The following is a 26,122-nucleotide window of genomic DNA, read 5'->3' as shown; positions in this document are numbered from 1 at the left end:
ATTTTTCACAAAATTATAGGTTATCCATCATGTACTCTTTTATTTTTAAACTAATATTTTTTGGAAGGCTTTATTAGTGATTAATGTTGATATATGTAAACTAGCGGGGCGAAATAAAGCCCTTTTGCTATGTACAATATAGTGAAATTCCCTTATAATTATCCGAATATCGAATATTTTAAAAATAGAGTTAATTACCAAAAATATCCTACTTTAACTCAGCGTCAACAAATATATATACACTGAAGGCTTAACTTTCAAATTTCGCGCAATACACGGAGCTGGGGGAATTTATAAATGAAAAGCAATACAGCAATAAAAACAAATGGGACGTATTCGGGGAATACACTTTTAATGATAGGGATAATCTTTGTCGCATTCACTTTAAGACCCGCAATCACTTCTGTAGGACCCTTAATAAGCTCGATTCGCGCTGACATCGGGATATCGAATGGGGTAGCGGGATTACTAACAACTCTCCCGCTCGTTACTTTTGCACTTATTTCGCCATTTGTGCCCAAAATCGCTCGAAGGTTCGGGAATGAATTAAGCGTGTTAATCGGATTAAGCATTTTAGGGTCTGGGATTGTCATTCGCTCCATTGGGATGCTTTTCCCCTTATATACTGGAACCGCATTAATTGGCTTAGGGATTGCCATTTGCAATGTCCTTCTTCCTGGTATTGTCAAGGAGAAGTTTCCTAAAAAAGTAGGTTTCCTAACGGGGATTTACACTTTTTCAATGGGAGTATGGGCGGGGATGGCACCAGGACTTAGTATTCCGCTTGCCGAAAATTTACATTTAGGCTGGAGAATGTCACTTGGCATATGGACGATTCTCATAATCGTAGCGATCGCTTTTTGGGTTCCACAACTAAAAGGAAAAAGACCATCAGGGAGTGGGCCTAATTTAAACGCGACGAGAGCATCTCTTTGGAATTCAACAATCGCCTGGCAAGTCACGCTTTTCATGGGCTTACAATCAATGGTTTATTTCAGCTTTACTACCTGGCTCCCTGAAATCCTTCATAGCCATGGAATGAATATCGGAGCAGCAGGCTGGATGGTCACTCTCCTGCAGTTCTCAGGCCTCCCTGCAAATTTTATCATCCCTATTCTAGCTGATCGGCTTCCTAATCAAAAAGGAATTGCCATTGGTATCGGTGCTTTCATATTAACAGGTTTAGCTGGAATTCTCTCAGGCGGAAACACACTAGTATTGACGGTCAGTATCATATTAATTGGCATTGCACTCGGGGCCGCCATCAGTCATTCCCTGACTCTCATCGGATTGCGAGCTGAAAACGCCAAGCAAGCATCTGACCTTTCAGGGATGGCGCAATCAGTTGGTTACTTATTGGCTGCTCTTGGCCCCTTTGTCATCGGATTTCTATTTGATCTGTTTCAGTCTTGGACAATCCCGTTAATCATGCTTGTTATCGTTTCGGTTTTATTTACAATAGCAGGTGTTGGGGCAGGTCGTAATCAGTACGTATTGCAAAAAAATCGGCAAGGCATAAAAAAATCCTCTTCTACGATTGCGTAGGAGGGGATTCTTTGTATATGCAAAAAAACTTTAAAACATCCTAATTTCGATTTTCTGTGCTTGTTTGTCCCCTTTATACATACAGTTTTATTAAAAGGGGGGAATTAACATGAATACTCCGCAAACAACGATAAACCTTATACGATATGTAGTAGCCTATGTTTTTATTACTTCTGGATTCATGAAATTAATAAGTACTGATTTAGGAAATTATTTTATCAATTTAGGATTGCCTTACCCTCATATTACGATGTATGTTATCGCCTATCTTGAGATGATTTGCGGGATTTTTATACTGGTTAATAAAAGTGTTAAAAATGCAGCGATCCCTTTAATAGCCATCATGATTGCAGCCATTCTATTAACAAAGATTCCAACCTTAAACACAGGTTTTATGCAATTTGCTTTCATTAGTAGATTGGACATTATCATGTTGGTATTACTATTTATTCTTTATACCCGATCCCCTAGATGAATGAACGTCGAATAATCGACACATCCGATAAACAGAGGCTGGATCCTTATTCGTTTTTTAAATCAAATGCAAAAAAGTGTAAAAAAATAGACCTCGTGAATATAGCCAATCACTATGTCACACTTTTTGGCTTTTGTATTTTCACATTTTTTCGCTTCTAATTCCAGCCTGCTTTTTTCCGGAATATTTTTTTCCATAAAACATACTGAACCCGATCAACACTGGAACAAGAATAAACGTTGGTAATAACCAGAGCAGCAAATTGGAAGATTGAATATTTAATAGCCTAGGTGCCCCAAAAGTGGCAAATGCTGTAACTGTTGAAATACAACAGGAAATCATCCCTCCGAAATGTTCGAAAAGCCAGTGCATTCTTTTCACTGGTTTTCTTAGCCAGTAGTTTAATTGAATTGATCCAAGGAAAAGACCGAGAAGCGGAAAATAGGTAATTAACGGTGATTTTATCATCACGCCATAAATTCCAATGGCCATTCCTGAAGTTAGTAATAAGATACTAACAAAAATATCTATTATATTTCGATGCGCTTTCGTTCTCTTTTTAAAACAAAGAACACGAATTCCATACCATGCCGATGCCCCGCTTAAAATAGCAATAAAAATTAAAAACCAGGAAAATGAAATTCGTTCAGTATTCGCATTTTCATCAAATAGCACACGATAAATGCCCATATAAAAAGCAGAGATGGAGACAATTGCCATTGCCCATACATAAACCCAGCCAATAAAGTTATGGATCTTGCCGCCCTTTTTCGTGATCATTGGAACCCAAAATACTAATAATGCCGTAAATCCTCCAATGATATGGAGCATTCTAAAAACCGAAAAAATTTCCATCTCATATCTCCTTTTTAATTTAGCTTATGAAACCTATTTCAATAAGATAGAAACAAATATTTGAGTAAAGGGCCAGTAAATTTACCCCAAACATGAGCTTCTGATGCATTAATTTCTATTTCCGTATAAATCCTTTTACTTCCGAAACTAAGGCATATCAGTATTAAAATAAATACAAGAACAACTGAAGTAAATATTTTTCTTTGTTCGACTCATCTGTTACATTTAATCATCCCCTTTCGTTTTTTAAAAATTTTCGTGATCATTGGATTTTCCATTCCATCACTTTAAAGCAATTTTTAGCGAATAGGGAAGATTGCTCTAAAGAATAAGCTCTTGCCTTCACTTCGGGATAATTTATCTATGGATCTACGTAATTCTTCTATTCCAACTATCCCCCACAATTTCTCCCTTTTTTGATACTACAATAAATTTTTTTCTATACTATTCGAATATTTTATCATATCCGTTATTGATATGATAAAATATTCAGTGTAATATAAATATTCTAATGATTGTGAAGGATTTGAGAAAAACTTTGTACAGGATTGTAATTGAACGAGAAGATGATGTATACATGGCGAGTACGATAGGGAAAAGAGTTGCTGAAGATTGCGGTTTGAATAAAAGCCAACAAACCAAATTAGTTGTATCGATAATGGAATTAACCCGTAACATTGTCTTTTACGCTGGAAAAGGTGAGCTTTTAATAAAACCAGATCCACCCTATGTGATAGAAATAATCGCCATTGACCAAGGTCCTGGCATTCCTAATCTTGATCAAATTTTGAATAATACAGTTACTTCGAAAACTGGTTTAGGATTGGGATTATCAGGTGTACAAAGATTAATGGACGAATTCGAAATCACAAGTACCATTCACCTAGGAACAAGGGTTAGAGCCGTAAAGTGGCTCAACGAAAGGCAGGTTTGAAGCGATGTTCACAACTCCCATCACTGATGAAATTTCATACGGTTTGCTTGAACTTAATCCCGATGGAACAATTCAAAAAATAAACAATGAGGGAAAAAAACTGCTAATTATGGCGGAAGGTGATAGTAAGTACCTTTTTCAACGAATTAAAAACAACGAAATTAAGACAAAGCTACACGAATGCTTCATGGGGAAATCTAGTGAGTTTATCGTAACCATTGATACACAACCGTACTTTTTTTTATTCCACCGAACATTTATAGAGCAAAGACTAAACAAGATTCATGTCTACATGTTTAATGTCAATCATATACAAAGCTCTCATGAACATAACAACTGGAATAACCATTTATTATCCTCCATTGGAGAAATGGCAGCCGGAATTGCACATGAGGTTCGAAATCCTCTGACTTCCGTGAAAGGATTTCTTCAATTAATGGAACAAAATTTGAATCAAGAATATATCCAAATTGCACAAAGTGAATTAGACAGAGCCATACATACATTAAATGATTTAATGAGTGTATCAAAACCTGAGTTTTTCCAGGAAAAATATACTACATTTAGTATATGCTCAGAAATCGAATCCATTTTGCTTCTATTTCAAAATCAACTTTATCATATTGAATTAATCAAGAAGTTTGAACATGAAAATGCAATGATTGTTGGCAGAAAAGATCAAATTAAAAAAGCACTGTTTAATTTAATTAAAAATGCGATCGAAGCCATGCCTGAAAATGGGACGCTGATGATTGAACAATATGAAAATGCTCATGAAATTCACCTCAATATTTCTGATTCTGGTATTGGTATTCCCAAAGATAAGTTACGTTTGCTTGGCACTCCATTCTTCACATTGAAACAGGATGGAAAAGGAATGGGCCTCGCACAGGCTTTTAATGCTTTACAAAATAATCATGGCAAAATACGTGTCACAAGTGAGGCTGGACAAGGGACCACTTTTTTTCTTTCATTCGCAAAAACACTCCAACATACCAACTCATATACAGGGGGTCATTCCATGATACAAACAGTTGATTCAAAAGTAGCTCTATCACAGTTTTTGAGGGATAATTTAGATTTCTATACAAAAGAATGGATTCAATATTTATATCAAAATAAAAGCTATCTTACTACTTTAATGAAGGAAAATGGGATTCTAGATGAGTATGAAAAAGACGGTAATCCTATAATAAAAATTGTTGCTGATAGCATTCTAGACTTAAAAACGGAAGAAATTATGGAGCAAGCGAAAGAAAGAGGCTTAAGAGGGGCAAAAATTGACTTTCCAATTCATTTGTCCTTGGAACACTTCCAATCAGCCCGCGGAATCATTTGGAATGCCATAAAAGCATTTTATCTTGAATCCAGTAACGCTCTTAATATGGAGGACTTTTTTAAACTAGAACGCTATGTAAACGATATTATTGATTTATATATTGATTCTTATACAGCTTATTATGTTAATTATAAAGATGAATTATTAAAAAGCCATCGTGAAACCGTAGATGAATTGTCCGTTCCAATCATCCCTCTCGCCGATAAGGTTTGTATTCTTCCAGTTATGGGCAATGTGGATACGTATCGTGCAAAAAAAATTCGCGAAAAAACACTCTTTCGGGTAAAGGAACTAAAAGCCCAGCAATTAATTATAGATATTTCAGGTGTACCTTTTGTCGATACAGCGGTTATCAACCATTTATTTAAAATTGTAAAAGGCATAAAATTATTAGGCTGTTCGACAATCTTAACAGGCATCAGCCCTGAAATTGCCGACACTATGATTGAACTTGGTATCGAAATAGATAATGAATTAAAAACGAGGTCTGACCTGCATCAAGCTTTGCAGGATATTCAACTCTTTTCCATAGGGAAATAAAGATCTCATTTTTTTGACTTTAAGAAAGTGACAAACGATAAAGTAAACGAAGAAGTAGATGCAACAGCAATAGAAGTATCAGATGAAAAAAATGAACAAGAGAGTGTACTAAAACTCTCTCTTATTCATTTTTATTTAGCTACAAAAATATTTCTATACAGCTTCATGATACAATCCACATGTTTTGAAGGAAGTTCGTAGATGTAAGATTGATCAGAATTGAATTTGATTTTTCCTGGCGATCAACTAGTGTTTGGAATTGATCTGAATTTGCGACAATTTCGCACCACCTCATTAAATTTTCATCAGAGATTTTCCATGTCTGCTTGTCCGCATTATGGCGGATAACTGCAAAATTGTACCGATCTGTTGTATATAATTGAATGCCTAACTACTTATTCGGATTATAAAAATAAAAATTGTATAAAAGTGCAACCTTTTCCATTAATCCTCGTCAAATTCATCGAGTAACCAAAAGTGAGGAGAGAGAACATGAAGAAGATAGGCACAGTCATATTGACTGCATTGTTAACGGGCAGTGTTGTTAGTAGCTATCCGGCACTTGCGCAGGAAGAATCAGGACAAGTTTCAAGCACCCAAGAAGAAGACACGACAAATTACATTAATTTTACCGGTGTCATCACGGAAATTGAAAACGACGAGAAAGCAATCAAATTAACGGTTGAAAACCAAGATGAAATGATTATGATTTTAAGCATCAATGATGAATCCCTTTTGTTTAATAGCGGATCAACCGAACAGCTTCAAAAAACAGACTTAAAAAAAGGGGAAACCGTCACAGCTTACTACGATAAAAACAAGCCGATGATCCTGATTTATCCGGCACAGGTGACACCTGAAATCGTCATTGTAAAAAACGACGATCTATTCGGTGAGGTGAAAATCTCCAAATTCAACAAAGAGCTTACTAGCTTCGATAACGAATTGAAATTGAACATTAACGAAGATACGATTCTTGTGAATGAACAAGGAGAAGAAATTGAAGAGAAGGATTTGCAAGGTAAGGACTTAGCCGTTTTCTACACTACAACTACAAGAAGTATTCCAGCACAAACGACACCGTCCAAAATCATTGCTTTGGATTATGTAACAGAAGAAATGGCAAAATTGCAAGAAATCATCGACAATGATCATTACATGAAAAATGGAACAAAGATGATTCCACTTAGAAAAGTGGCTGAACATCTCGGATATCATGTTGAGTCGCAGCCAAAACTTTCAGGCGCTCTCGTTACGAAACAGAATCGCTCGTTCACCGTGGTTCGCGGAAACAAAGAATATGGCTACAACCGCAGTTTAAGGTATTTCGAAGAAGCTCCTGAATTGAAGGAGAAGAAAACCTATGTATCTATAGATTTTCTGGAGATGTTGCTAGAAGATTGACAACGTTAAATGTGCATTATTTTAAAAAATTAATACGATAAGGCTGCCAAACAAATGGGATTATTTTACCAATAAAATAGAGGTCCATTCCTTAATCTATTCTCGCTGAGTGGGACTTGACCCAAAATTCTTTATAATTACAGAAAAAGGATGTTTGAAATTGTGATAGATTCTCAATTTCAAACATCCTTCTTTCATTAATCAGCTTTTACAATTTCCCCAAAACCTAAACCAAACACATCCCGGACATCATGAATGGCAATAAAAGCGTCTTTGTCGACTTCCTTTACAATATTCTTGAGTTTTACGACCTCTTGGCTGCTAATGACAATATAAAGAATGTCCTTTTGAGCTTTTGTATAATAGCCACTGCCGGAAAAAACGGTCACTCCTCGATGCATCTCATTATTCACTTGCTGGGCGATCTTATCCGGCTCATTAGAAATAATGGTAATCGCTTTTTTTGAATTTATGCCTTCTATGATGAATTGCATAACTTTTGTCGCAATATAAAGCATCATAATCGTAAGCATCAGCTTCTCGGCACCAATAATAAAATAGGAAGAAAACACGACAATTAAATCAAAAAATAACAATCCATAGCTTAAATTCCAGCCAAGATATTTATGAGTAAGTTTTGCTAAGATCACTGAACCAGCAGATGTACCGCCTACTCGAATAATCAATCCAATCCCTACCCCAATAATAACTCCGCCAAATATTGAATTAACTACGATTTCATTCGATGAAATCGACCATCCTTCAGTTAAATGCAAAAACAAAGAATTAAATATAACAGCAATAATCGTGTAAACTGTTGTCAATTTACTTAAAAATTTATAACCAACAAGCAACAAAATCGAATTCAGAACTAAGTTTACTAGGCCTGGAGACCATTTAAAGAGATAATAGGCGATAATGGTTATCCCTGTTACGCCACCTTCTCCAAGCTCGTTTGGAATAATAAAAAGATTAACCCCTAATGCAAATAAAAAAGACCCGATTATAATAAAAACAATATCTATTACCCTTTTTTTCATCGCCTACCACCCTTTATAATCCCCAATATACGTGCCTTAGAATCACCCCATTATACTCGGATATCGCTTTAGTTTCAACAACTAATAACAGTGCCAGGCACCTGTTATTAATTACATTCTTTTCCTTATATCATAGCCTCCAAGTCAGATTGCCTTTTTAATATAAAATTTTTTCAAAACAGTCCACTTCATTCGAGTTATTCGATATAGCTGTTTTAAAGTACTCAAAACCAACAGATACCCAAAATTTTTGAGCTCTATCGTTCTTTTTGAGAACACCAATACGTATAACTTCCAATCCTTTTTCAACCATATCTTTTTCAAAAATGAAATAGGCTTGTTTTCCAAATCCAAACCTTTGGTAATCAGCATGGATCATTAGTAACCCCAGCCACGGATACTGGTCTTTTTCATTCAATGGCAGATAGTCCATAACACCAATATATGTATCATCAAGTTTAATAAATTGACTCATTGTTTTATCATTTATAAACTCTTCTTTTACCTCTTCAAGCGTTCTTCTCTCCTTCCCATGTTCTAGCTGATTGTACTCTGGATTTGAATTGATGATTTCAAGGGCTATATATAAGGTTTCTTCTGTTATTTCTTCAAAACTGATTGAATCCAATTTTTATCACACCTCATCTATTTATCCCGTCCCCCACTGCATGAAAGTGTTAATGACAGGCAACCTAACTATAACCAAAAGTAAAGTCCTATGGCAATCTTCATTTTTACAAATTCAACTCCCCCAGCTTTTCATAAGCTTTTTTCCTTTCAAGATTATGTGACTGCCATGAATCGCTTTTTAGATTCTCTCTTTCCGCTTTGCGCTGTTTCAGCAATTCGTGCAATCCTGCAACATCAGGCTTATTTTCATAAAGGTCAATAAGTCCAAGGATTCCTGTTGATGATAAGTGGTTTAAATAGTGGATATCGATATTTCCTGTCAGCTCAAAACGAGCAATATTTTGGTCAACAACAATCTTGTCGATGTTTACGATATTGATGCCTGCATAATAAATAAGCGAAGCAATGAAATAAAAATGGAACAAGGATAGCTTCTGAAGCCAAATTTTAACAAGGGTGTATGCAAAGATGACCATCAGGAAAATCATGAAGGAGTGCACTAGGACCCGCGTAAAAGTGAAGCCATACGCATCTTCATACATCGTCATTCGCATGAAAGCTGATACAAGAAGGATGCCGCTCGATAAGACAAGTACTGTTAAGGCCAAGCGGATTGTTTTTTGCAAAAATCCCTGAACGCTTTTCGTAAAGTGTATAACCACGGTTGTTACGGTCAGGTTAATCAGGCTGACAAAAAGCAATTCAAAAAAACCGCGGCGTGCATATTCCGCATAAGTGAAGCCATTATCAAGTGTCCCGCTGAAGAAGTACCTGAACTGGACAGCAACGAATAATACATACACTAAATCTAGGAGCAGCAGTACAGTCAACGTAATAATTCCATCCATTGCAATTGGCTTAAGGGTACCTTCCCTCTTGTAGAAATGAATATTTTTTTGCAAAAGAACCTGCATGAAACCAAAAAAGCCGAATGTGTAAATAAGAACGATGACCAAACGGAAGATATTATCTGCCCTAAAGCTTAACAATTCAGGGAGACTGCCTAAAAGCCTTTCAAATTGAGTATCAGCCGAAATTAACAGATTTAGAACGACAAACAAAAACGGCACTGAGATAGCCATGCCAATCAAGATCTTTTTCCAAACGTTATAATGCTTTTCGTTGCTGCTCCGCTTTAATAGCCTGGCAAAATGGATGGTAAAAATGGCACTATAGCGGATTCCGTCAACAAGGCGCAGTATGGTATAAACGATGAAAAACAGATTATTCCATTCAATTTTTTTCGGTGAAGTAATCAATGCCAGATGGAAGATGACAAGTGCCGGAATGACAAGGATATTCAACGTATAAAAAAGAGTTGTGTCATATAGGTAGTAGCCTGCTGCCAATAGCCATATTGAAATCAATACCAAATATCCAAGCCGCTGATGCGTGAACGAAAAGGTTCGAAACCTCCAGAAAAATAACATATAAAATATAGCGATGAAAACAAAATAGGAGACGCCGATCTGATTACGAAAGAACGCTTCTTCTGCAATGATCCCTACAAAAAGGCACAAGAGTAAAAAGAGCCAGTCAATCTTTTCAATTTTTAATTCCATCTTCAATTCCTCCACATTATATTTTTTCATATACATAGAATTTCTATGTATATGGTTAAAAAAAAGCTTATACAGAAGCTTTTTTCCCCCACCTGTAGCTAATGAGGCATACCGGGTATAAAAGAAGGGTGAATAGGATGCAGATTCCTATAAAGGTTTCTGTCAACAACGGGCTAAACCATTCACGGGGAATGATTCGGAAAACCGTTAACACCATTAGCATTATATTCGGTATCAATGCCAAGACGAAAGTCATTTTCATCACCTTCTTGCCTTTATGTCCAAAGCCCCTGCCAATTTCATAGCCTAGCAGCGCCCAAAAAGACAAATAAATCAATGCAATTAATATCGGAAAGGAAGTCAGCCGAACCCATAAGATCGTCAGCCAGTTCCAATCAAGCAGATTATGTGCAAGAGTAAGAGCGGATCCCCCAGCAAAAAAAACAATATTAACTGCGATGAATAGCAATTTCATATTGCTGGGCGTAACGGAAAGCTCTTCCCTCCACATTGCGGCAATCTCTTCAGGTGTCCCGAACCTGGAATAGACTTGATCCCGCACCTCAGATTCATCCTCCAGCTTATAAAGGCCCACAAGGAGTTCATCAAGATGTGCATCATATTCCCTTAGTATCGATTCTTTTTCCCGATGATTTTCGAGACCCTGTGCAAGTTCTGCTAAAAACTCATTCTTCAGCCGTTCCATGTTTTTTTCTCCCCATCAACTTGTTCATTACAGAAACAAAGTCGTTCCATTCACGGGTTTTTTCAAGAAGCATTTCTTTCCCGGCCTTTGTCATTCGATAATACTTCCTGGCCGGCCCCTTCTCCTGTTCCTGCCAATAGCATTCAATATATTCCTGCTTTTCTAGCTTATGGAGCGCCGGATACAGCGTTCCTTCCTTTACAGAAAACTCATTACCGCTGCGCTTCTCCAGTTCTTTTACAAGCTCGTATCCGTACATGTCCCGCTCCTCCAGCAACTGAAGCATCAAAAGGGATGTACTTCCTTTTACCAATTCGCGATTAAACATAATTTCACCTACCTAGAATTTTTAGGTATATAGAAATTCTATACTTGAACAAATGAATTGTAAAGTTTAATTTTAAAAAATTATTCCACTAGTTTAGAATAAGTAATCCTTACTATTTGGTTGTTGTCTAATATCATGTTTATTTAATTTTAGGATCAGGCTTGTAGCATATGTTCAAGCAATCGTTTAATCGATTCTACTTTGCGTTTTGGATAAATGATATAGCTTTGAATGATTGGCGGCTTCGTTTTTGAGCGAAAGGGTAGTGACACGAGCTCACCTCTTTGTATGAAAGTATCCGCTATAGCAGATGGCAATAGTCCCAGATAGTGGCCACTTCGTAAATATTGGACATATAGGGAAGCGTGATCGACCATTAAAGAAAGTATTTGCTTTCCAACGTTCTTTTCAAACCAGCGGTTATAGATTGGTCCCCAATCCATATGTATATAGGGTAAGTTACTTAAGTTAGCTAAATCGATTTCATCTGTAAAATAGGTATCTACATTTGTAACAAGTTTAATTTCTTCTGTCATAAATGGAAGAACCTCGATCTCTGAATGTGTAGGTGGAATTAGGACGATTCCAAAATCAATGACCCCATCAAGAATATGCTGAACAATATCCCATGAATGTCCCGTAATGAAACGAAGTGCTGTTCTTGGGTGCTTTGCTTGAAACTCTGTCATTATCGGAAACAGCAGATAATCCCACAATGAATGCAAGCTTCCTACGACTAATGAGTCTTCAAAGGTTTCTTCCATACTCAATTTTCTTGACCCTTCATCAACAAGGTCAATAATTCTCTTTGCATAATCAAGCAACTCTTTACCTGCGGGAGTAAGAAGAACTTGTCGATTATCTCGCTCAAATATTTTTTTCCCTAGCGCTTGTTCTAATGCTTTGATGCGCATGGTAACGGTTGATTGTGATATAAACATTAATTCCGCAGATTTCGTAAAATTTTTCGTCTGAGCTACAGACAAGAAAGCACGTAGCTGTTGAATTTCCACTTTATTCATCCTTATAATTCATTTTATTAATTAATGCAATTATAATTATGCGTTATACAAATGGCAATTGCGCTGATACACTTTTAATAGATTCGTTACGGATGAAAGGTGATAACTTGATGATGAGGGCCATACGATTGTTATTAGTAAATTCATTTCTTATGAACGTCAGCTTCTTTGCATTTATACCGTTTTTATCTTCCTATATTACTGGAAGTTTAGCACTTTCTGCAGGTATTGCTGGAGTTGTTCTTATGATTCGCCAGTTAACACAGCAAGGCACTTCATTTTTATCAGGGATGCTCGGGGATCGGTTTGATTATCGAATATTGATTAGTACAGGGATGATTTTACGAGGAGCAGGCTTCTTGCTATTTTCATTTTGCACAACTTCGAAGGAATTAATTGTAGCTGCTATCATTGCCGGTATAGGCGGTTCCTTATTTGAGCCCACAAGTAAAGCTGCTATGTCCATTTTTAGTCACCCTTCTAAACGAGGTGATATTTTTGCACTAGATAAAATTGTTCGCCATTCTGGGATTATTTGTGCTGGGATATTAGGTGGAATTTTATTGCAGCTCGACTTTTTCTATTCTTCCTTAGTTTGCGGTGGGATTTTTGTTTTCAGCGGGTTGATCACCTTTTTTATTTTACCTAAAGAAAATGTAAATGTACCGAAGCAGTCCTTTAAGGACTCTTGGCAGAAGGTCAAATCTGATCGGCTTTTTATCTATTTTACGATTTGCATGATTGGATTTTGGTTTATGTTTATGCAATTGTATTTGACCATTCCTTTGCATGCTGCCAAGGTGTTTAACAGTTCAACATTCGTGTCGAGCCTGTTTATCGTCTATGGATTAATTGTCGTTTTTCTCCAGTATCCTTTGCAAAAATGGACGAAAAGGTTTTCGCGGTTATCGGTCATTAAAGTTGGGATGGTTATCATGGGAACAGGAATGTTACTAATTGGTATCTCTGATAGCTTCCTAATCTTTTGGGGTGGTTTCTGTACATATGCTGTTGGCATTATGCTAGTGGAACCAACCTCATACGAATATACTTCGGAAATTGCTCCTCCACAATTTTCTGCCAGCTATTTTGGTTTTTCGCTGCTCGCAATGGCAATCGGCGGCAGCATTAGTCAAGGTGCTGGTGGATGGATGTTTGAGCATATGCCACACGTGAATTGGATTATTTGTACTCTTGCAGGACTCCTCTCAGCATTAGGCATTCAATGGCTACAATGGAGAGCAAGGAAATATTTCCAATTAAAAGAGTTAAAGAATAGCAACAATCTTTTGGAAAAGAGCGTAAAATAAAAATAAAGATGAGGAAAAAACCATGATGTTATTCCACTGACCCCAAAATTAAGTAGTGATCGCAGATATATTGAAATCACATTGTTTACCTTTTACATATAATATGTTCTATCTAGGGAAAATGATAAATAATATAGCCAAGGGGAAGGAGATGTTATTATTATTCAATTCTACATTAAACATCTTTTGAAAATTGACTTACAAGTTACAATTTCTAACGAGAGGGAAAAAACCCTTAAAAATGGGACCAAGGTATTCTGTACTACTTTAAGAAGAACTCGACCTATTACTCCTGGTAAATAATAATCAATTACTCTTCAACACCTTGTAAGTTGACTATTATTTTTGTAAAATTAAGCCAAATAAGGAGGGCGGTGCTTATTTGGCTTGGAAAGAGAGATTTAAACAATTTGGAGTGCCAGGTCTCATTTTGCTTCTAATTATATCTTTATTTTCCTTTTATTTAATCTCCAATGACACCGAACTACTGAAAGATCTCCATAAAGAAATGTCCAAGTTTATTACTGCTGATTTTTTAAAATACCATGAAAATGAAAGTCCATTATTACAAGCTTTGCAATTTATACTTTTAATTTTGATTTACGGTTTATTTCTTGTGGGTTTTGTAAATGCTGTTTTAATAGTTAAAAATGTAATTATGAAAAAATCTACTGCACTTCTTTTACGTAAGATCGATGATTACGATTCATACTTAGATCTTGAGGACAAGTTAGGAGATGTATTAACAGCATTTGATCAACAATCTTCTCTTAGAGTAATTGACGAAAAAGTCACGATATTCATGATGAGTAATCAAGCAGAAATCAAAAGAATATTCGATCTTCCTGAACGCCAAATTGAATTTGTTTGGTACTTTGAAGGAAAAAACAACGACATTAAATTAGTTTATTTAAAAACACCGACAGATATCGAAGGTGCAGCTAAATTAATAAACTCTGCACTAGATATGCCTAATGTTCGGGTACAAGAATCTGCTGTCAACAGCAGAATGGAATTACGAGAAAGTCCAATAAAGCAGTTCATTACAGTTCGAAATTATGGTAATTTGAAATTAGGACTAGCCGTATTTATCCTCAAAGATAACATATTTACTAATGAAAACTTGAAGGAATTTACCTACTACACATCGAAAATGATCTTATTAGGAACGAATAACAGATTTTTGAGACAATTCAAAAGGAAAAAGAATGCAGGAAATTAGGAGACGACTTTTATGGCGAGAACTGTCAAATCAAACACCATAGGTTCCTCTACTATAAAGCGAAACGGGGCTATTGTTAAAGGGACAAATGGTAATGGGATTGCCCCTCTGAGCAATCTTAAGGGTAATGTGAGTATATCGGCAATTAGAAAAAGTCAAAATGGTTAAATGAAAAAACAGCACTTAAAAATATGTGCTGTTTTTTCATTTAACCATTCCGAAAAATCTAGATAATGGGAAATTACAAAAAAAATATTTTTTTCTACTAAAAACTTCTTATTCACATATCAATTTCTCAGCCATATCCGGAAAGTCAATAAACGGATTCCGGTTCCCTTGCAATTCAAAGATGGCTAAGTTCCGGTGTTTTTCATAAAGAGTCACTGGAAATTGCTTATGCCACTTCAGTAAAACCTGCAGGTTCACAAGATTGTTATTTACTATCCCGTGGTACCGGGTTAAAAAATAAAAAGTGGCCCTTGCAACAATTCCCTTTCCATATTCAGGCTCAAACTTTCCTTTATCTGCCTTTCCGCAGCCTTCCTTAACTCCTAAAGTAAGGTTCTCCGGAACATAGTCAGCAAAATCATAATAGGACCTGTTTCCGCGTCTGCTGTTGCATTCGGGATCACAGGAAAATAAATGATGCAAGTCTCCCTTCATTGGCTCTTGTTTATCAAACCATGACTGAGGTACCACATGCTCACAATTTAAAGTAATTTCATCAGTTAAACTAACTGTGTTTTCAAGAATACGAATATCTTCCTCAATGACAGCAAGCGGATCCATTCCTTTCCCGGAATATAAGCTTTTCAGTTTCCCATTCTCATGAAGATCAACCCATGGGTAAACATAACGATGAGGAGAGTAATCCAGCCTATTCATATGTGTTTTTTCTAATAAATAATGAATACCACTTCTCTCAAGTTTAGTATTTTTATAATAATTTTGTTGGATTTCTATATCCCTTTGTTCCTCATAGTAGCTGCGGTTATTGCTGTTTTCCAAATAGGCTGCCTTTGCGTTCTCCCGTTCATTTGTCAGCAATTCCAGATTATTCATCATAACCTCACTTTTTCAGGGATCAATTGCTCATTAAAGATCTGTGACAATAATTCCGTTACAGTTAAATAAATTAATCCATTGCCTTCAAGTTTTGGAGAATTTCCTAATGGCACTGTTCTTTTTATTAATTGGGCATAAAGTTCAGCCTCTGAGAGATTCCGTTCAAAGCTTAAATTGGCAAGAACTTTTATCAGAGCCATCGCTCCGGAAACATGCGGTGTTGCCATTGAGGTTCCACTTAATGTAGCATATTTTCCATTTAAATAGGTTGATAAAATTTTCTCACCAGGAGCCACTAAGTCTACTTCATTATTTGAATTTGAAAACCTTGAAGAATTTCTTTCCAAGTCAATTGCGCCTACGCCGATCACTTCATTATATGCCCCCGGATAAGCAAATTCATCCGTTGAATCATCGCCATCCCCTTCATTCCCTGCTGCACAGACAACAAGAATGTTGTTATTAACAGCTTTTTGAATTGCTTCATGTAGTTCAGGAACATCCACTGGACCGCCAAGCGACATAGAAATAATATCAGCCTTTTGTTCTATTGCATAGTTAAGCCCATTAATAATCCATTCGTATTGGCCAGAACCATTTTTGCCAAGCACCTTAATAATAAGCAGTTTTGCTTCAGGGGCTACACCTACAACACCGATATTGTTTTGTATTGCAGCAATCGTTCCTGCAACATGAGTACCATGGCCATTGTAATCCTTGTATACATCAGGGTTTCCGTTATCATCCTTTGTAAAATTTCTTCCGCCGACAATTTGCTCTTTTAAGTCAGGATGGGTCAAATCACAGCCAGTGTCCAATATGGCAACTGTTATTCCTTTTCCTTTTGTTTGCTCCCAAATTCTTGGGGCCTGAATCATTTCTACCCCATTGGGAACTTCATTGACCTTTTCTACTTGTGCAATTACTTGATACGGAATCAAACTTACTTTTCGCTCCATTTTTATTCCCTCCTATAGGATTAAATTGAAGCCGACCCGTGATGTTATTAATAGATTAACAATTCTGACTACTATTTAATAGTTACTTTTGAAGTATTTTTTGTTTCTAGTATTTAGATTTTCATATTTATATTTATATTTCGGAAAGGTTTTTTATAGAGCTACGCTTTTTGTTCAGCGATAAAATGTTATAGTTTCTCCCAACCCATGATAGGACAGGGATTTTCCATGCTTTTCCGTCCCATCAACATTCTTTTCCAAAGTTATCAAGCATTGCACGCACTTCATCTGTTGATTTCGTGTTCATCAATTGATTTCTTAATTCACCAGCTCCACGGAATCCTTTGACATAAATTTTGAAAAAACGATGAAGCCCTGTAATTGAACGTGGTAGTGCTTCCGCATATTGATCTTGAAGATCAAGCTGCAGTCTTAAAAGATCAAGGTACTCTTTACTGCTATGCTCTTTTGGCTCTTTTTCAAAAGCAAAAGGATTTTTAAAAATACCTCGCCCGATCATAACGCCATCAATACCATATTGTTCAGCAAGCTGCAGCCCAGTTTGACGGTCAGGAATGTCTCCATTGATTGTTAGTAGCGTATTTGGTGCGATACGGTCACGTAATTTTTTGATTTCCGGAATTAGCTCCCAATGCGCATCTACTTGGCTCATTTCCTTTCTTGTACGTAGATGAATAGAAAGGTTCGCAATATCCTGTTTTAAAATATGCGTTAGCCACTCCTCCCACTCATTTACATCGTTATAGCCAAGTCGTGTTTTCACGCTGACAGGCAGTCCACCCGCTTTTGCTGCTTGAATAAGTTCTGCCGCAACGTCTGGACGCAGAATAAGGCCACTACCTTTCCCTCTCGATGCCACATTCGGTACAGGGCAGCCCATATTAATATCGATGCCTTTAAATCCTAGCTCTGCCATGCCAATACTCATTTGACGGAAATATTCGGGATTATCCCCCCAAATATGTGCCACCATTGGCTGTTCATCTTCTGTAAAAATCAAACGGCCACGCACACTTTTCATGCCCTCTGGATGACAATAGCTATCCGAGTTTGTAAACTCTGTGAAAAATACATCCGGTCGACCGGCTTCACTTACTACGTGACGAAAAACAACATCTGTCACATCTTCCATTGGTGCAAGTACAAAAAATGGCCGTGGTAAATCACGCCAAAAATTATCTATCATTTCAAACATCAAATCCTCTCACTATGGATACAACTTCAAACTCTCGGTCAAAAAATATAAAGCCAAATGTTCCACTTCTTTTACACTTATATCATGCTTAATAACTTATTATCAAACACAAGTATATGGACATTTATAATTTGTGAAAATCGGCAATGTTTATTTTAATCGAAAATCGGTCCAGAATGGTATTTTTATAAACAAAAAAGCAGATGGTATAGATTTTTTCTATATCAACTGCTTTTCTAGGATGATTCTGCTATATAGTCATTTTCCAACTGGATAATGCTAACCAGTTTTCCTGTTCCTTATAATCGGGTATTATTTTTCCAACAAGGCGCCAAAAGGATCGGTCGTGATTCAAATGGACCATGTGGCACATTTCGTGAACGACTACATAGTCAATCACCTCAAGTGGTGCCATTGACAGCCTCCAATTAAAAGTTAACTGCAGTTTTGAATCACAGGTTCCCCATGTACTTTTACTATCAGAAATTCGAATAGAACGTGGTTTTGTTTTAAAATTGCTTTGAAAGGACTGGATACTCTTCTCAACTAACTTTTTACACTGCTGATAATAAAACCGTTTTAAAGCTTGTTTAATTTTTTCATCCTCAAGTTGCTTCACATATATATATAACTTATTTCCGTCAAACACTACATGGTCTTGCTTGATATTTATATCTTGTGAAATCTGTATGGGATAGGTATGTCCTAAATAAAGAAAGCTCTCATCATGGTCATAGACCTTCTCCTTTGGCCCAAGCATTCTATCCTTCATTTCTTTTGATTTTTCCTGAATCCAATCCCATTTTCCCTCTAATAATTGAAGCACACTTTCATCAGGTGTCCCTTTCGGAGCCTGGACTTCAACATTCCCATAGATATCTACATAAATGCCCATGGATGTTCGCTTTTTGTACTTTATCTCAAAACGTATTGTCTCACTTGAATAGGTATGTATCATTTCATCACCTGTAGGGATCCTTTACTATTTTTATCCCCTATATTTTATAGCTAATCCTTTTAAGAAATTCCTAGCGAATCTATCCAGGCATTCTTTATAATTTTTATGACCTTTTTTTCTTAATAAAGCGCTTAATTCTCCCTTTGTTATCCTAACTCCTGCATCTTCTAAGATATCAAGCATATCTTCACTTGTTAATGTTAATGCTATTTTTAATTTCTTTAGTAGAAGATTATTAACACTTTCAGTATTCTTTAAAGACGGTTCGGAGCTATTAGGTTGTCCTGGTTTTGGATCTTGTTTTCCTCTTTTAAAAATAATAAAGCCATTTAAAAATGACTCTAACATCATATTATTGCATTTTAAGTGCTCTTCATTTTCGTTAATATCATCTTGTTTTGTGAGCATCTCCAGCACTTCAGCTTTTGTTACTTCAATGCCACCAAGTTTAAAAATCTCTACCATATCTGTATTTTTGATATCTAGAGCATATCTTAATCTAATTAATATATCATTATTTTCCAATCAAAAGTCCTCCTATAACATACCTATTTACATAGCCGCTTTATCATCTTTTGTCCTATTTAAGAACTCCCATGAGGTCTTAACGAAGAAATTCCTTACAAACTAATTTAAGCCATTTTTCTTCTATATATATATACCACTTTTTTAATATTTTTCAAATCCAGATTTCTCTATTCCTGTTTCCATAAGTCAAGATATGGAATACCATTAGAAAAATGATGGTGTTATAATTTGGGATCCATTCAACCTTAGGGTATTACCACAAAAAAAGAGTAGAGACGAATCAATAATACATTCGTCTCTACTCATGAAGGGGCCCGTTCCCCACTACTTACCATTCATTTGTCAATACGACCTTTCCAATTACTTTATTGGATTCCAATAAAGTATGTGCTTCATTAATTTGATCAAAATCGAAAACCCTTTCATCTACTAACGGCTGAAGTTTCCCTTCCTCTACAAGCTTCGTTACTTCTCGTAATATGTTCCCATATTCCTGCCTTTTTGCCTTATTCAAAATTTTTAAAATCATGAAGGTAATATGTAAGGATAGTGCCTTAGCATGTAGAGGTGACAAATCATGCGTTGAGCGTGTCGCGATTGCTAATACAGTTCCGTAAGTGGCAGCAGCTTGGAAAGATCGATCGAGGTTTTCGCCACCGACCGTATCAAACACAATGTCAAACCCTTCGCCATCTGTATGTTCCTTTACGTACTCCTCCACTGACTGTTCTCGATAATTAATGGCCACATCTGCACCCAAATGCTTTCCAATGCGTAATTTTTCCTCAGATGAAGCAGTAGTGAATACTTTTGCACCAGCTAGCTTTGCTAGTTGAATAGCAACATGTCCTACTCCGCCTGTAGCACCGTGAATAAGTACTGTTTGTCCCTTTTGAACATTTGCGCGGTTATAAAGTGACTCCCATGCAGTAATGGTTACGAGAGGAAGAGCCGCCGCTTGTGCCATCGTTGCATTTTTTGGCTTAGGAGCTAGAAGCTTCACATCCGCAAGCATATATTCAGCAAGAGCACCGCCTGTTCCTTTAACACCACCAGCGCAGCCAAAAACTTCATCACCTATCTTGAACTCTGTTACATCTTCTCCGACCTCCACAACAACTCCTGCTACATCGGCATGTAACACGGCCGGAAACTCTGGTGCAACTGCTGGCACCACTCCGCCACGAATCTTTGTATCAATCGGATTTACACTTGTTGCTTTTACTTGAATAATAACATGCCCGGGAATTGCTTCAGGCTTAGGAACCTCAGCAATCTCGAAAACAGATGGATCTCCAAATCTTTTAATCACCTGTGCTTTCATTTGTTATCACTCTCCCTTCCTATTATTCTACTCTAGGTCTCTACCGTTTTTCAAATAACGTGAATTTTTAAATTTTTATTAACCTAGTATCAGGAGTAGTTTGTGGGACAAGGAGCCTGTCCCACGTCCTCCCCATATCTTCTTATACAAATGTCGCGTAATTATAACCGCAAATTGCTTGCTTAAGCCGATTATTGATCTTTTCTTGGCTTAGTTTTCTTTCTTCCATCGGGATTACTTTAAAATACCCCTAAGCATTTTTATCCTTTTTTGTATAAACATTTTCACACTTCGTTTCAGTTGAAAATAGTGCAAAACCTAAGGCAAGAATGGAAGCAATTGTAGGAACACTGAAAGCTTTTGGATAAGCCATAGCAGGAGTGAGTCCAGCTGCTATATTCGTATCAATTAATTTTCCACATATAACTGGAAGAAGTGCCGCAAAAAAGAATCCGCATACATTTACTATGGACATTGACATTCCAGCAAGCTTTGGATCACTCACTTCTTTACCTACAGACCAACATACAACTCCTAAGGATCCCGAAACACCTATTAATGTTACAAATACAGGAATAAACCATACAGGCGGGTTTGCGAAAATTAAAATTCCCCATGCAACAACTGCAAGAACTGAAAGAATTACCATAGGTAATTTTCTTCTCTTTAAGGAGTCCGATACTTTACCAATAATCAAACATGCAATTCCTCCAACTATTAGTAATATTGAAATATAGTTGGCTGCAATGGTTTTACTTAAACCATATACAGTCACAATGTATGAAACCCCAAATGTTCCTGCAAAGAGCATGAAACCTCCATTTATTCCCCCAAATGCAAGGGCAGGAAACCAAATTCTGGGATTTTTAACAATACCTAATAATTGGGACATAATGCTAGTTTTTTCTTCAATTGGCTGAGTTTGTTGGGGATTAACCTCTGGCAATCCCTTCTCAGTAGGTGTGTTTTTAACAAGGATCCCAACTAGAATTGCAAAAACAATTGTAATGATACCTATAGCAAGAAAAGAACCTCTCCATCCTATAAGACCAACCATTGCTATAAGAGGCGCCTGCGCCAAAACACCTCCCATCGTACCTGTAAAACTTGTAAGTCCACTCATTGAAGCAAAGTTCTTAGCTGGAAACCAGTTAGCCTGAATCTTTAGTACGGATAGGAATACAACGGATACACCAATACCAACTAGAAGTCTGCCGAAATACGCGATTGAAATACTGCCAGCCATCGAGAAGGTTATGGAACCAATAGCTGCAACTATGGAACCCATTATTACTGTTTTCTTAGGACCTAAATGATCAGCCAAAATACCTGTTGGGATTTGCATGACAGTATATGCATAAAAGTACATAGCACCTAAATTTGCGATTTGCGTGGCACTCATTCCAAATGTTTCCTCTAGATCACCTGTGATAACCCCAACTGAAACCCTATGAAAGAATACTGTAAGATAAACAGCTATGAGAGTTCCCCAAACTACCCATCTAAAGGGACTGAGTTTTTGTTCATTTTGTTCTGAAGACATATGTATGTATATCCCCCTAAAATTAAAATTTCAAATTTACGATTGATTGGAATGTAAGAACATTTGCTCTGCAGGGTTTTAAATCTCAGAATTGGGTCCAATTCATTTATGGGATTATTATCTTTATTATTAAATATATTATGTATCCATAAATCGGCAACGGTTCCAGGCATAACCTGGATTTTCTTGTTTCACCAAAATATTCCACAAGCTAATCAAAAAAGAAAAAGCCCATCCTTTTCAGATGGAGCTTCGCAAATTGTGATTTAGAGAACTCAAGAATTCCTCTTTCAGTATTCGTATCTACAAACGGACAAAGGAATTGATCTTCCATACCGTTGCTATAACAACGCAAGCTTCGTGACTGCGTCTAAATGCGATATCACATAACACTTATACAAAATAACAATGGAGTATTAATCATATGACCTTACAGTGAAATCGATCCCCTTGAGGTATATTCCACATAAGTCCCATCATCGGGCGCTTAGCACACCAAAATTTAGACCCTTAGCGAGCCACGAAAACCCCTTGAAGCATAGTAGGATTCTGCTCCATTGTGGTACACAAAGACAGTGTCATAGCGACGATCACAAAAGATAGCCCCGCCAAGTTTTCTAATATTAGCAGGTGTTTGCACCCAGCTCGACGTTTTATATCGAAATTTTCAATCAATTTTGTTTTTTTATCCATAGAAACGCCTCCAAAAAAGGGGAATTGGAAAAACCAGGGGAGTTATTCAAGTAAAAATTATAGCTTTCAATTACCAGATTGTATTAACTCTCTTAATTTCTGGGTATTTATTGCCGAGGTAAGATAAACTTCATCATCCCCGATGTACATGAACATACTTTTTTCATTTTCCTTTCCCAGCCACAAATGAATTCCGTGTGTTGGTAATTGGCCATCTGCTGATGTATATTTGACCATCACATCATATTCTGGTTCAGAAACATCGACTTTTCCCATTTGTTTTTGGGAGGTTATTATCGCATTTTTAAACGTATTAATTGATTCGGCATCGGTAAAGGATTGGATAATGTCTTCATTCATTCCGCCAAATCCGTTTGATTTTGAAATTTTCATTTCTGAAATCTTTTCATCTAAAAGAACCATTGTTTCTATCGTTTCTACTGTTTGTGTTTGACAACCTGTTAAAAGAGTCATTCCTAAGATTGATAAAACTAAAATTACTGTTCTCACTATATTCCCGCCTAAGCATCATTATTTCAATCACTATAAAATCGCATGGCCTTAAGACTTCCTTCGGACTCAAATATCCCCGCATCTATTAGCATTCTAAGCCGCTAATCTAAAAATGAGTCACCCAGATGTTGGTCTAATTGTCCTAGAAAAAAGAATATGAATCATTTGAAAATTATCCTCCAGTTCATTTCTAATCCTTCTTTGTGTGAATCAAAAATCGTTTCGTATAGATTTTCATCATCATTCACAATCTCTTCCTTTAAATTTTAAAAGCATTATGCCCGAAACCATCGATGTGTTCATCGGCTTCGGGCACCGCCTCATGTGAATTAATGCTTTTATTCATCTCTCCTGAATTCTATTTTGCATTTAAATCTGGTTGATGAATTCCAAATATATTCCCTTCAGTATCCAAATAGTATCCTTGCCACGCCATTCCAGGCAGGGCATGTTTGGCCAATGCGACCTTGCCGCCATTCTCCAAAATTTTAGTTTCCGTTAAATCGTAGTTTTCCACTCCCATTGTACAGCAGAATGAATTTAAAGCTTGATTTGTTTCTGGCGGGGCACTTTGGCGCTGCATCAAAGCACCATTGATTCCAGGTTCCTTTTCATCACCAGTCACTGCTCCAAAGTAAGGCATTCCTGCATAATCACTCCAATCTTGAAATGACCATCCGAATACCTCTCCATAAAACTGCTTTGCCCGTTCCATATCATTTACATGAATTTCGAAATGAATTAATCTTCCCATATTTACCCTCCTGACTTTTATGAAAAACTTTTTCTTATATCACACATTTGTTCGCTTTCAATTTTCCTCTCTATTATCGTACAAGAATATGGTAAAATATTCAATCATCTTAAGTTTATATAAAAGGCAAGGCCCAAGGAGTTAGTTGACTTCCTTTAATTGGGTTGCCTATATACGCAACATGGCTTAGATGGTGATGGCTGATTTCAAAGATGTAGCAGTGTTTACCTTAACCTTGATATTTCGTACTTCCATATTTTCAAAGTCGATAATTAATTTATTTGCTAGAAAAAAATCGCTACCTATGATCCCGTCAAATCCATGCATTCCTTTAACATCACCGAGCTGTATGGTAAAATCACAAAGTTGGAACTTATCTAAAATTCGATCTTTACATATTGATTTATAAATAAATGGCCAGCTACTAAATGTAGCTGGCCATTCTCCCATTATTCATAATTCATACATGATTTTACGCTCTTTGTTTGCGAGTGAATACGTCAAAAATAACCGCTAGGGCCAAAACACCACCACGGATGATATATTGAGGTGCAATTCCTACACCCATCAAGTTCATACCATTTGTTAACGTCGCCATAACGAGTGCACCAATCACAGCTCCCGTTACTTTACCAACTCCACCTGCAGCGGATACACCACCAACGAATGCGGCTGCAATGGCATCAAGTTCGAATAAAGTACCAGCAGTGGTTGTTGCCGATTGTAATCGAGAGGTAAACAAAATACCAGATAACGCGGATAGCATCCCCATAGAACCAAATACGAGGAATGTAATTTTACTCACATTAATCCCACTTAGATGTGCTGCCTCAGGGTTACTACCTACCGCATAAATATGTCGTCCAACCACTGTCTTCGTCGTAATAAAGTGGTATACTGTTACAACAAAAAGCATAATCATAACTGTCCAAGATAATCCGTTATAACTAGATAAAATCCATGTAATATATGCAATAATAGCCGATACAAAAATTAACTGCATAATAAAAATTTCTTTCGATACAACTTCAAAATTGTATTTTACTTTATTTCTTCGGTTAGAGATTGTTCTGTAAATGTAGAACACAATCGCCAATGCTCCAACGATCAATGTTGATAGATGCACACCATTAATGACATTGAGCGCTGGAATATATCCATTCCCTATCGCATTAAATGCATCATTATTAATGATAATCGTCCCTGTCTTCTCTGTTGCTAGAAGAATAGCCCCTCTATAAATCAGCCATCCAGCTAATGTAGCAACGAAAGCAGGAATTCCGATCTTGGCTACTAGAAAACCTGTAATCGATCCAGCAAATAATCCAAGGATTAATATAATTGGGATGACGATATAGATCGGCAAACCTACATGCATAAGTAATATCGCTGTAATCGCACCCAGAAATCCGGCTAGGAAGCCTATAGATAAGTCAATATGCCTAATGACAATAACGAGCATGACACCTACTGCTAAAACGGCAATATACCCAGCAGAATCTAGTAAATTACTTATATTTCTTGAAGTCATAAAGAGACCATCTGTTAGAATGGTGAAGGTCACCATAATAACGATTAAAGCAATGTACATACCGTAATCACGAATATTATCTTTAATTAAATGCTTCGCTTCATTCAATAGTTTCATAATATTAAC

General features: G+C 36.7%; 24 protein-coding genes and 2 pseudogenes. 7 read left to right on the top strand and 19 right to left on the bottom strand.

What is annotated here, in order from left to right; genetic code table 11:
• Positions 1–297 precede the first annotated feature (297 nt).
• Both BGM26_RS16575 and BGM26_RS16570 read left to right on the top strand, forming a co-directional pair.
• Positions 298–1,545: a CynX/NimT family MFS transporter gene (locus BGM26_RS16575; protein WP_254119622.1), complete on the top strand. Its 1,248-nt coding sequence runs from the start codon at positions 298–300 to the stop codon at positions 1,543–1,545.
• A gap of 109 nt (positions 1,546–1,654) precedes the next feature.
• Entirely contained in the window at positions 1,655–2,020 is a 366-nt protein-coding gene (locus BGM26_RS16570) for a DoxX family protein (protein ID WP_217041130.1), read from the top strand.
• Positions 2,021–2,161: 141 nt separating this feature from the next.
• On the opposite strand, the gene BGM26_RS16565 is transcribed toward BGM26_RS16570, so the two are convergent.
• Positions 2,162–2,875 (bottom strand): DUF2306 domain-containing protein, encoded by a 714-nt coding sequence (locus BGM26_RS16565; protein ID WP_217041129.1) that lies wholly within the window; start codon positions 2,873–2,875, stop codon positions 2,162–2,164.
• Between the two features lie 538 nt (positions 2,876–3,413).
• On the opposite strand from BGM26_RS16565, the gene BGM26_RS16560 reads away from it, so the two are divergent.
• The 3 genes from BGM26_RS16560 to BGM26_RS16550 all read left to right on the top strand — a co-directional run bounded on the left by BGM26_RS16560 (position 3,414) and on the right by BGM26_RS16550 (position 7,092).
• Positions 3,414–3,809 (top strand): anti-sigma regulatory factor, encoded by a 396-nt coding sequence (locus BGM26_RS16560; RefSeq protein WP_217041128.1) that lies wholly within the window; start codon positions 3,414–3,416, stop codon positions 3,807–3,809.
• Positions 3,810–3,813: 4 nt separating this feature from the next.
• Entirely contained in the window at positions 3,814–5,688 is a 1,875-nt protein-coding gene (locus BGM26_RS16555; protein ID WP_217041126.1) for an ATP-binding protein, read from the top strand.
• Between the two features lie 492 nt (positions 5,689–6,180).
• Positions 6,181–7,092, top strand: coding sequence for a stalk domain-containing protein (locus BGM26_RS16550; protein WP_217041124.1), 912 nt, complete (start codon positions 6,181–6,183; stop codon positions 7,090–7,092).
• 197 nt (positions 7,093–7,289) lie between these two features.
• Here the strand turns inward: BGM26_RS16550 and BGM26_RS16545 are convergent, their stop codons facing one another.
• The 6 genes from BGM26_RS16545 to BGM26_RS16520 form a co-directional block, all read right to left on the bottom strand.
• Positions 7,290–8,132, bottom strand: a complete 843-nt coding sequence (locus BGM26_RS16545) for a YitT family protein (RefSeq protein WP_217041123.1) — start codon at positions 8,130–8,132, stop codon at positions 7,290–7,292.
• Between the two features lie 157 nt (positions 8,133–8,289).
• Entirely contained in the window at positions 8,290–8,760 is a 471-nt protein-coding gene (locus tag BGM26_RS16540; RefSeq protein ID WP_217041121.1) for a GNAT family N-acetyltransferase, read from the bottom strand.
• 106 nt (positions 8,761–8,866) lie between these two features.
• Entirely contained in the window at positions 8,867–10,324 is a 1,458-nt protein-coding gene (locus BGM26_RS16535) for a DUF4153 domain-containing protein (protein ID WP_217041119.1), read from the bottom strand.
• 67 nt (positions 10,325–10,391) lie between these two features.
• Positions 10,392–11,030: a DUF1700 domain-containing protein gene (locus BGM26_RS16530; RefSeq protein ID WP_217041117.1), complete on the bottom strand. Its 639-nt coding sequence runs from the start codon at positions 11,028–11,030 to the stop codon at positions 10,392–10,394.
• On the bottom strand, positions 11,011–11,358 hold the full coding sequence (locus BGM26_RS16525; RefSeq protein ID WP_217041115.1) for a PadR family transcriptional regulator: 348 nt from the start codon (positions 11,356–11,358) through the stop codon (positions 11,011–11,013). Before BGM26_RS16525 ends, BGM26_RS16530 begins: the two co-directional genes overlap by 20 nt.
• 155 nt (positions 11,359–11,513) lie before the next feature.
• Entirely contained in the window at positions 11,514–12,371 is an 858-nt protein-coding gene (locus BGM26_RS16520; RefSeq protein WP_217041113.1) for a LysR family transcriptional regulator, read from the bottom strand.
• 119 nt (positions 12,372–12,490) lie between these two features.
• On the opposite strand from BGM26_RS16520, the gene BGM26_RS16515 reads away from it, so the two are divergent.
• Together BGM26_RS16515 and BGM26_RS16510 are read left to right on the top strand one after the other, a co-directional pair.
• Positions 12,491–13,690: an MDR family MFS transporter gene (locus tag BGM26_RS16515; protein ID WP_217041111.1), complete on the top strand. Its 1,200-nt coding sequence runs from the start codon at positions 12,491–12,493 to the stop codon at positions 13,688–13,690.
• Positions 13,691–14,072: 382 nt separating this feature from the next.
• Positions 14,073–14,912 (top strand): hypothetical protein, encoded by an 840-nt coding sequence (locus BGM26_RS16510; RefSeq protein WP_217041110.1) that lies wholly within the window; start codon positions 14,073–14,075, stop codon positions 14,910–14,912.
• Positions 14,913–15,188: 276 nt separating this feature from the next.
• Here BGM26_RS16510 and BGM26_RS16505 read toward each other — a convergent pair whose 3' ends face one another.
• From BGM26_RS16505 to BGM26_RS16450, 12 genes and pseudogenes are all read right to left on the bottom strand, one after another.
• Positions 15,189–15,977, bottom strand: coding sequence for an endonuclease I family protein (locus tag BGM26_RS16505; protein WP_217041109.1), 789 nt, complete (start codon positions 15,975–15,977; stop codon positions 15,189–15,191).
• A complete protein-coding gene (locus BGM26_RS16500; RefSeq protein ID WP_217041108.1) occupies positions 15,974–16,936 on the bottom strand; it encodes a S8 family peptidase in 963 nt (320 codons plus the stop codon). Before BGM26_RS16500 ends, BGM26_RS16505 begins: the two co-directional genes overlap by 4 nt.
• Positions 16,937–17,110: 174 nt before the next feature.
• Positions 17,111–18,143: pseudogene (locus BGM26_RS16495) on the bottom strand (tRNA dihydrouridine synthase).
• A 259-nt stretch (positions 18,144–18,402) separates the two neighbouring features.
• Positions 18,403–19,110, bottom strand: a complete 708-nt coding sequence (locus tag BGM26_RS16490; protein ID WP_217041107.1) for a M48 family metallopeptidase — start codon at positions 19,108–19,110, stop codon at positions 18,403–18,405.
• Positions 19,111–19,140: 30 nt separating this feature from the next.
• Complete coding sequence (locus BGM26_RS16485) at positions 19,141–19,635, bottom strand: YehS family protein (protein ID WP_217041106.1); 495 nt, start codon at positions 19,633–19,635, stop codon at positions 19,141–19,143.
• Positions 19,636–19,966: 331 nt separating this feature from the next.
• Positions 19,967–20,962, bottom strand: a complete 996-nt coding sequence (locus BGM26_RS16480; RefSeq protein ID WP_217041105.1) for a zinc-dependent alcohol dehydrogenase family protein — start codon at positions 20,960–20,962, stop codon at positions 19,967–19,969.
• 250 nt (positions 20,963–21,212) lie between these two features.
• Positions 21,213–22,505 carry an MFS transporter gene (locus BGM26_RS16475; protein ID WP_217041104.1) on the bottom strand — a complete coding sequence of 431 codons (1,293 nt, stop codon included), beginning with the start codon at positions 22,503–22,505 and terminating at the stop codon, positions 21,213–21,215.
• 502 nt (positions 22,506–23,007) lie between these two features.
• Positions 23,008–23,172, bottom strand: a pseudogene (locus BGM26_RS16470) (DUF4256 domain-containing protein); the annotation flags it as partial.
• Positions 23,173–23,264: 92 nt separating this feature from the next.
• Positions 23,265–23,708, bottom strand: coding sequence for a YhfM domain-containing protein (locus tag BGM26_RS16465; RefSeq protein WP_367949346.1), 444 nt, complete (start codon positions 23,706–23,708; stop codon positions 23,265–23,267).
• Positions 23,709–24,069: 361 nt separating this feature from the next.
• Positions 24,070–24,465: a VOC family protein gene (locus tag BGM26_RS16460; protein ID WP_217041102.1), complete on the bottom strand. Its 396-nt coding sequence runs from the start codon at positions 24,463–24,465 to the stop codon at positions 24,070–24,072.
• Between the two features lie 186 nt (positions 24,466–24,651).
• Complete coding sequence (locus BGM26_RS16455) at positions 24,652–24,915, bottom strand: hypothetical protein (protein ID WP_217041100.1); 264 nt, start codon at positions 24,913–24,915, stop codon at positions 24,652–24,654.
• Between the two features lie 22 nt (positions 24,916–24,937).
• Positions 24,938–26,113: a sugar ABC transporter permease gene (locus tag BGM26_RS16450; protein WP_217041098.1), complete on the bottom strand. Its 1,176-nt coding sequence runs from the start codon at positions 26,111–26,113 to the stop codon at positions 24,938–24,940.
• Positions 26,114–26,122 lie beyond the last annotated feature (9 nt).

It is taken from the genome of Bacillus sp. FJAT-29790 (genome assembly GCF_019039215.1).
Taxonomy (GTDB): domain Bacteria; phylum Bacillota; class Bacilli; order Bacillales; family Cytobacillaceae; genus Cytobacillus.
Note: the sequence above shows the minus strand (reverse complement) of the source record. Positions and strands in the feature narration are given on the sequence as shown.

Coding starts and splice junctions, on each gene's coding strand:
- BGM26_RS16575 (WP_254119622.1), top strand. CDS start 298: ATGAAAAGCAATACAGCAATAAAAACAAATGGGACGTATTCGGGGAAT.
- BGM26_RS16570 (WP_217041130.1), top strand. CDS start 1,655: ATGAATACTCCGCAAACAACGATAAACCTTATACGATATGTAGTAGCC.
- BGM26_RS16565 (WP_217041129.1), bottom strand. CDS start 2,875: ATGGAAATTTTTTCGGTTTTTAGAATGCTCCATATCATTGGAGGATTT.
- BGM26_RS16555 (WP_217041126.1), top strand. CDS start 3,814: ATGTTCACAACTCCCATCACTGATGAAATTTCATACGGTTTGCTTGAA.
- BGM26_RS16550 (WP_217041124.1), top strand. CDS start 6,181: ATGAAGAAGATAGGCACAGTCATATTGACTGCATTGTTAACGGGCAGT.
- BGM26_RS16545 (WP_217041123.1), bottom strand. CDS start 8,132: ATGAAAAAAAGGGTAATAGATATTGTTTTTATTATAATCGGGTCTTTT.
- BGM26_RS16535 (WP_217041119.1), bottom strand. CDS start 10,324: ATGGAATTAAAAATTGAAAAGATTGACTGGCTCTTTTTACTCTTGTGC.
- BGM26_RS16530 (WP_217041117.1), bottom strand. CDS start 11,030: ATGGAACGGCTGAAGAATGAGTTTTTAGCAGAACTTGCACAGGGTCTC.
- BGM26_RS16525 (WP_217041115.1), bottom strand. CDS start 11,358: ATGTTTAATCGCGAATTGGTAAAAGGAAGTACATCCCTTTTGATGCTT.
- BGM26_RS16515 (WP_217041111.1), top strand. CDS start 12,491: ATGATGAGGGCCATACGATTGTTATTAGTAAATTCATTTCTTATGAAC.
- BGM26_RS16505 (WP_217041109.1), bottom strand. CDS start 15,977: ATGATGAATAATCTGGAATTGCTGACAAATGAACGGGAGAACGCAAAG.
- BGM26_RS16500 (WP_217041108.1), bottom strand. CDS start 16,936: ATGGAGCGAAAAGTAAGTTTGATTCCGTATCAAGTAATTGCACAAGTA.
- BGM26_RS16490 (WP_217041107.1), bottom strand. CDS start 19,110: ATGATACATACCTATTCAAGTGAGACAATACGTTTTGAGATAAAGTAC.
- BGM26_RS16480 (WP_217041105.1), bottom strand. CDS start 20,962: ATGAAAGCACAGGTGATTAAAAGATTTGGAGATCCATCTGTTTTCGAG.
- BGM26_RS16475 (WP_217041104.1), bottom strand. CDS start 22,505: ATGTCTTCAGAACAAAATGAACAAAAACTCAGTCCCTTTAGATGGGTA.
- BGM26_RS16460 (WP_217041102.1), bottom strand. CDS start 24,465: ATGGGAAGATTAATTCATTTCGAAATTCATGTAAATGATATGGAACGG.
- BGM26_RS16455 (WP_217041100.1), bottom strand. CDS start 24,915: ATGGGAGAATGGCCAGCTACATTTAGTAGCTGGCCATTTATTTATAAA.
- BGM26_RS16450 (WP_217041098.1), bottom strand. CDS start 26,113: ATGAAACTATTGAATGAAGCGAAGCATTTAATTAAAGATAATATTCGT.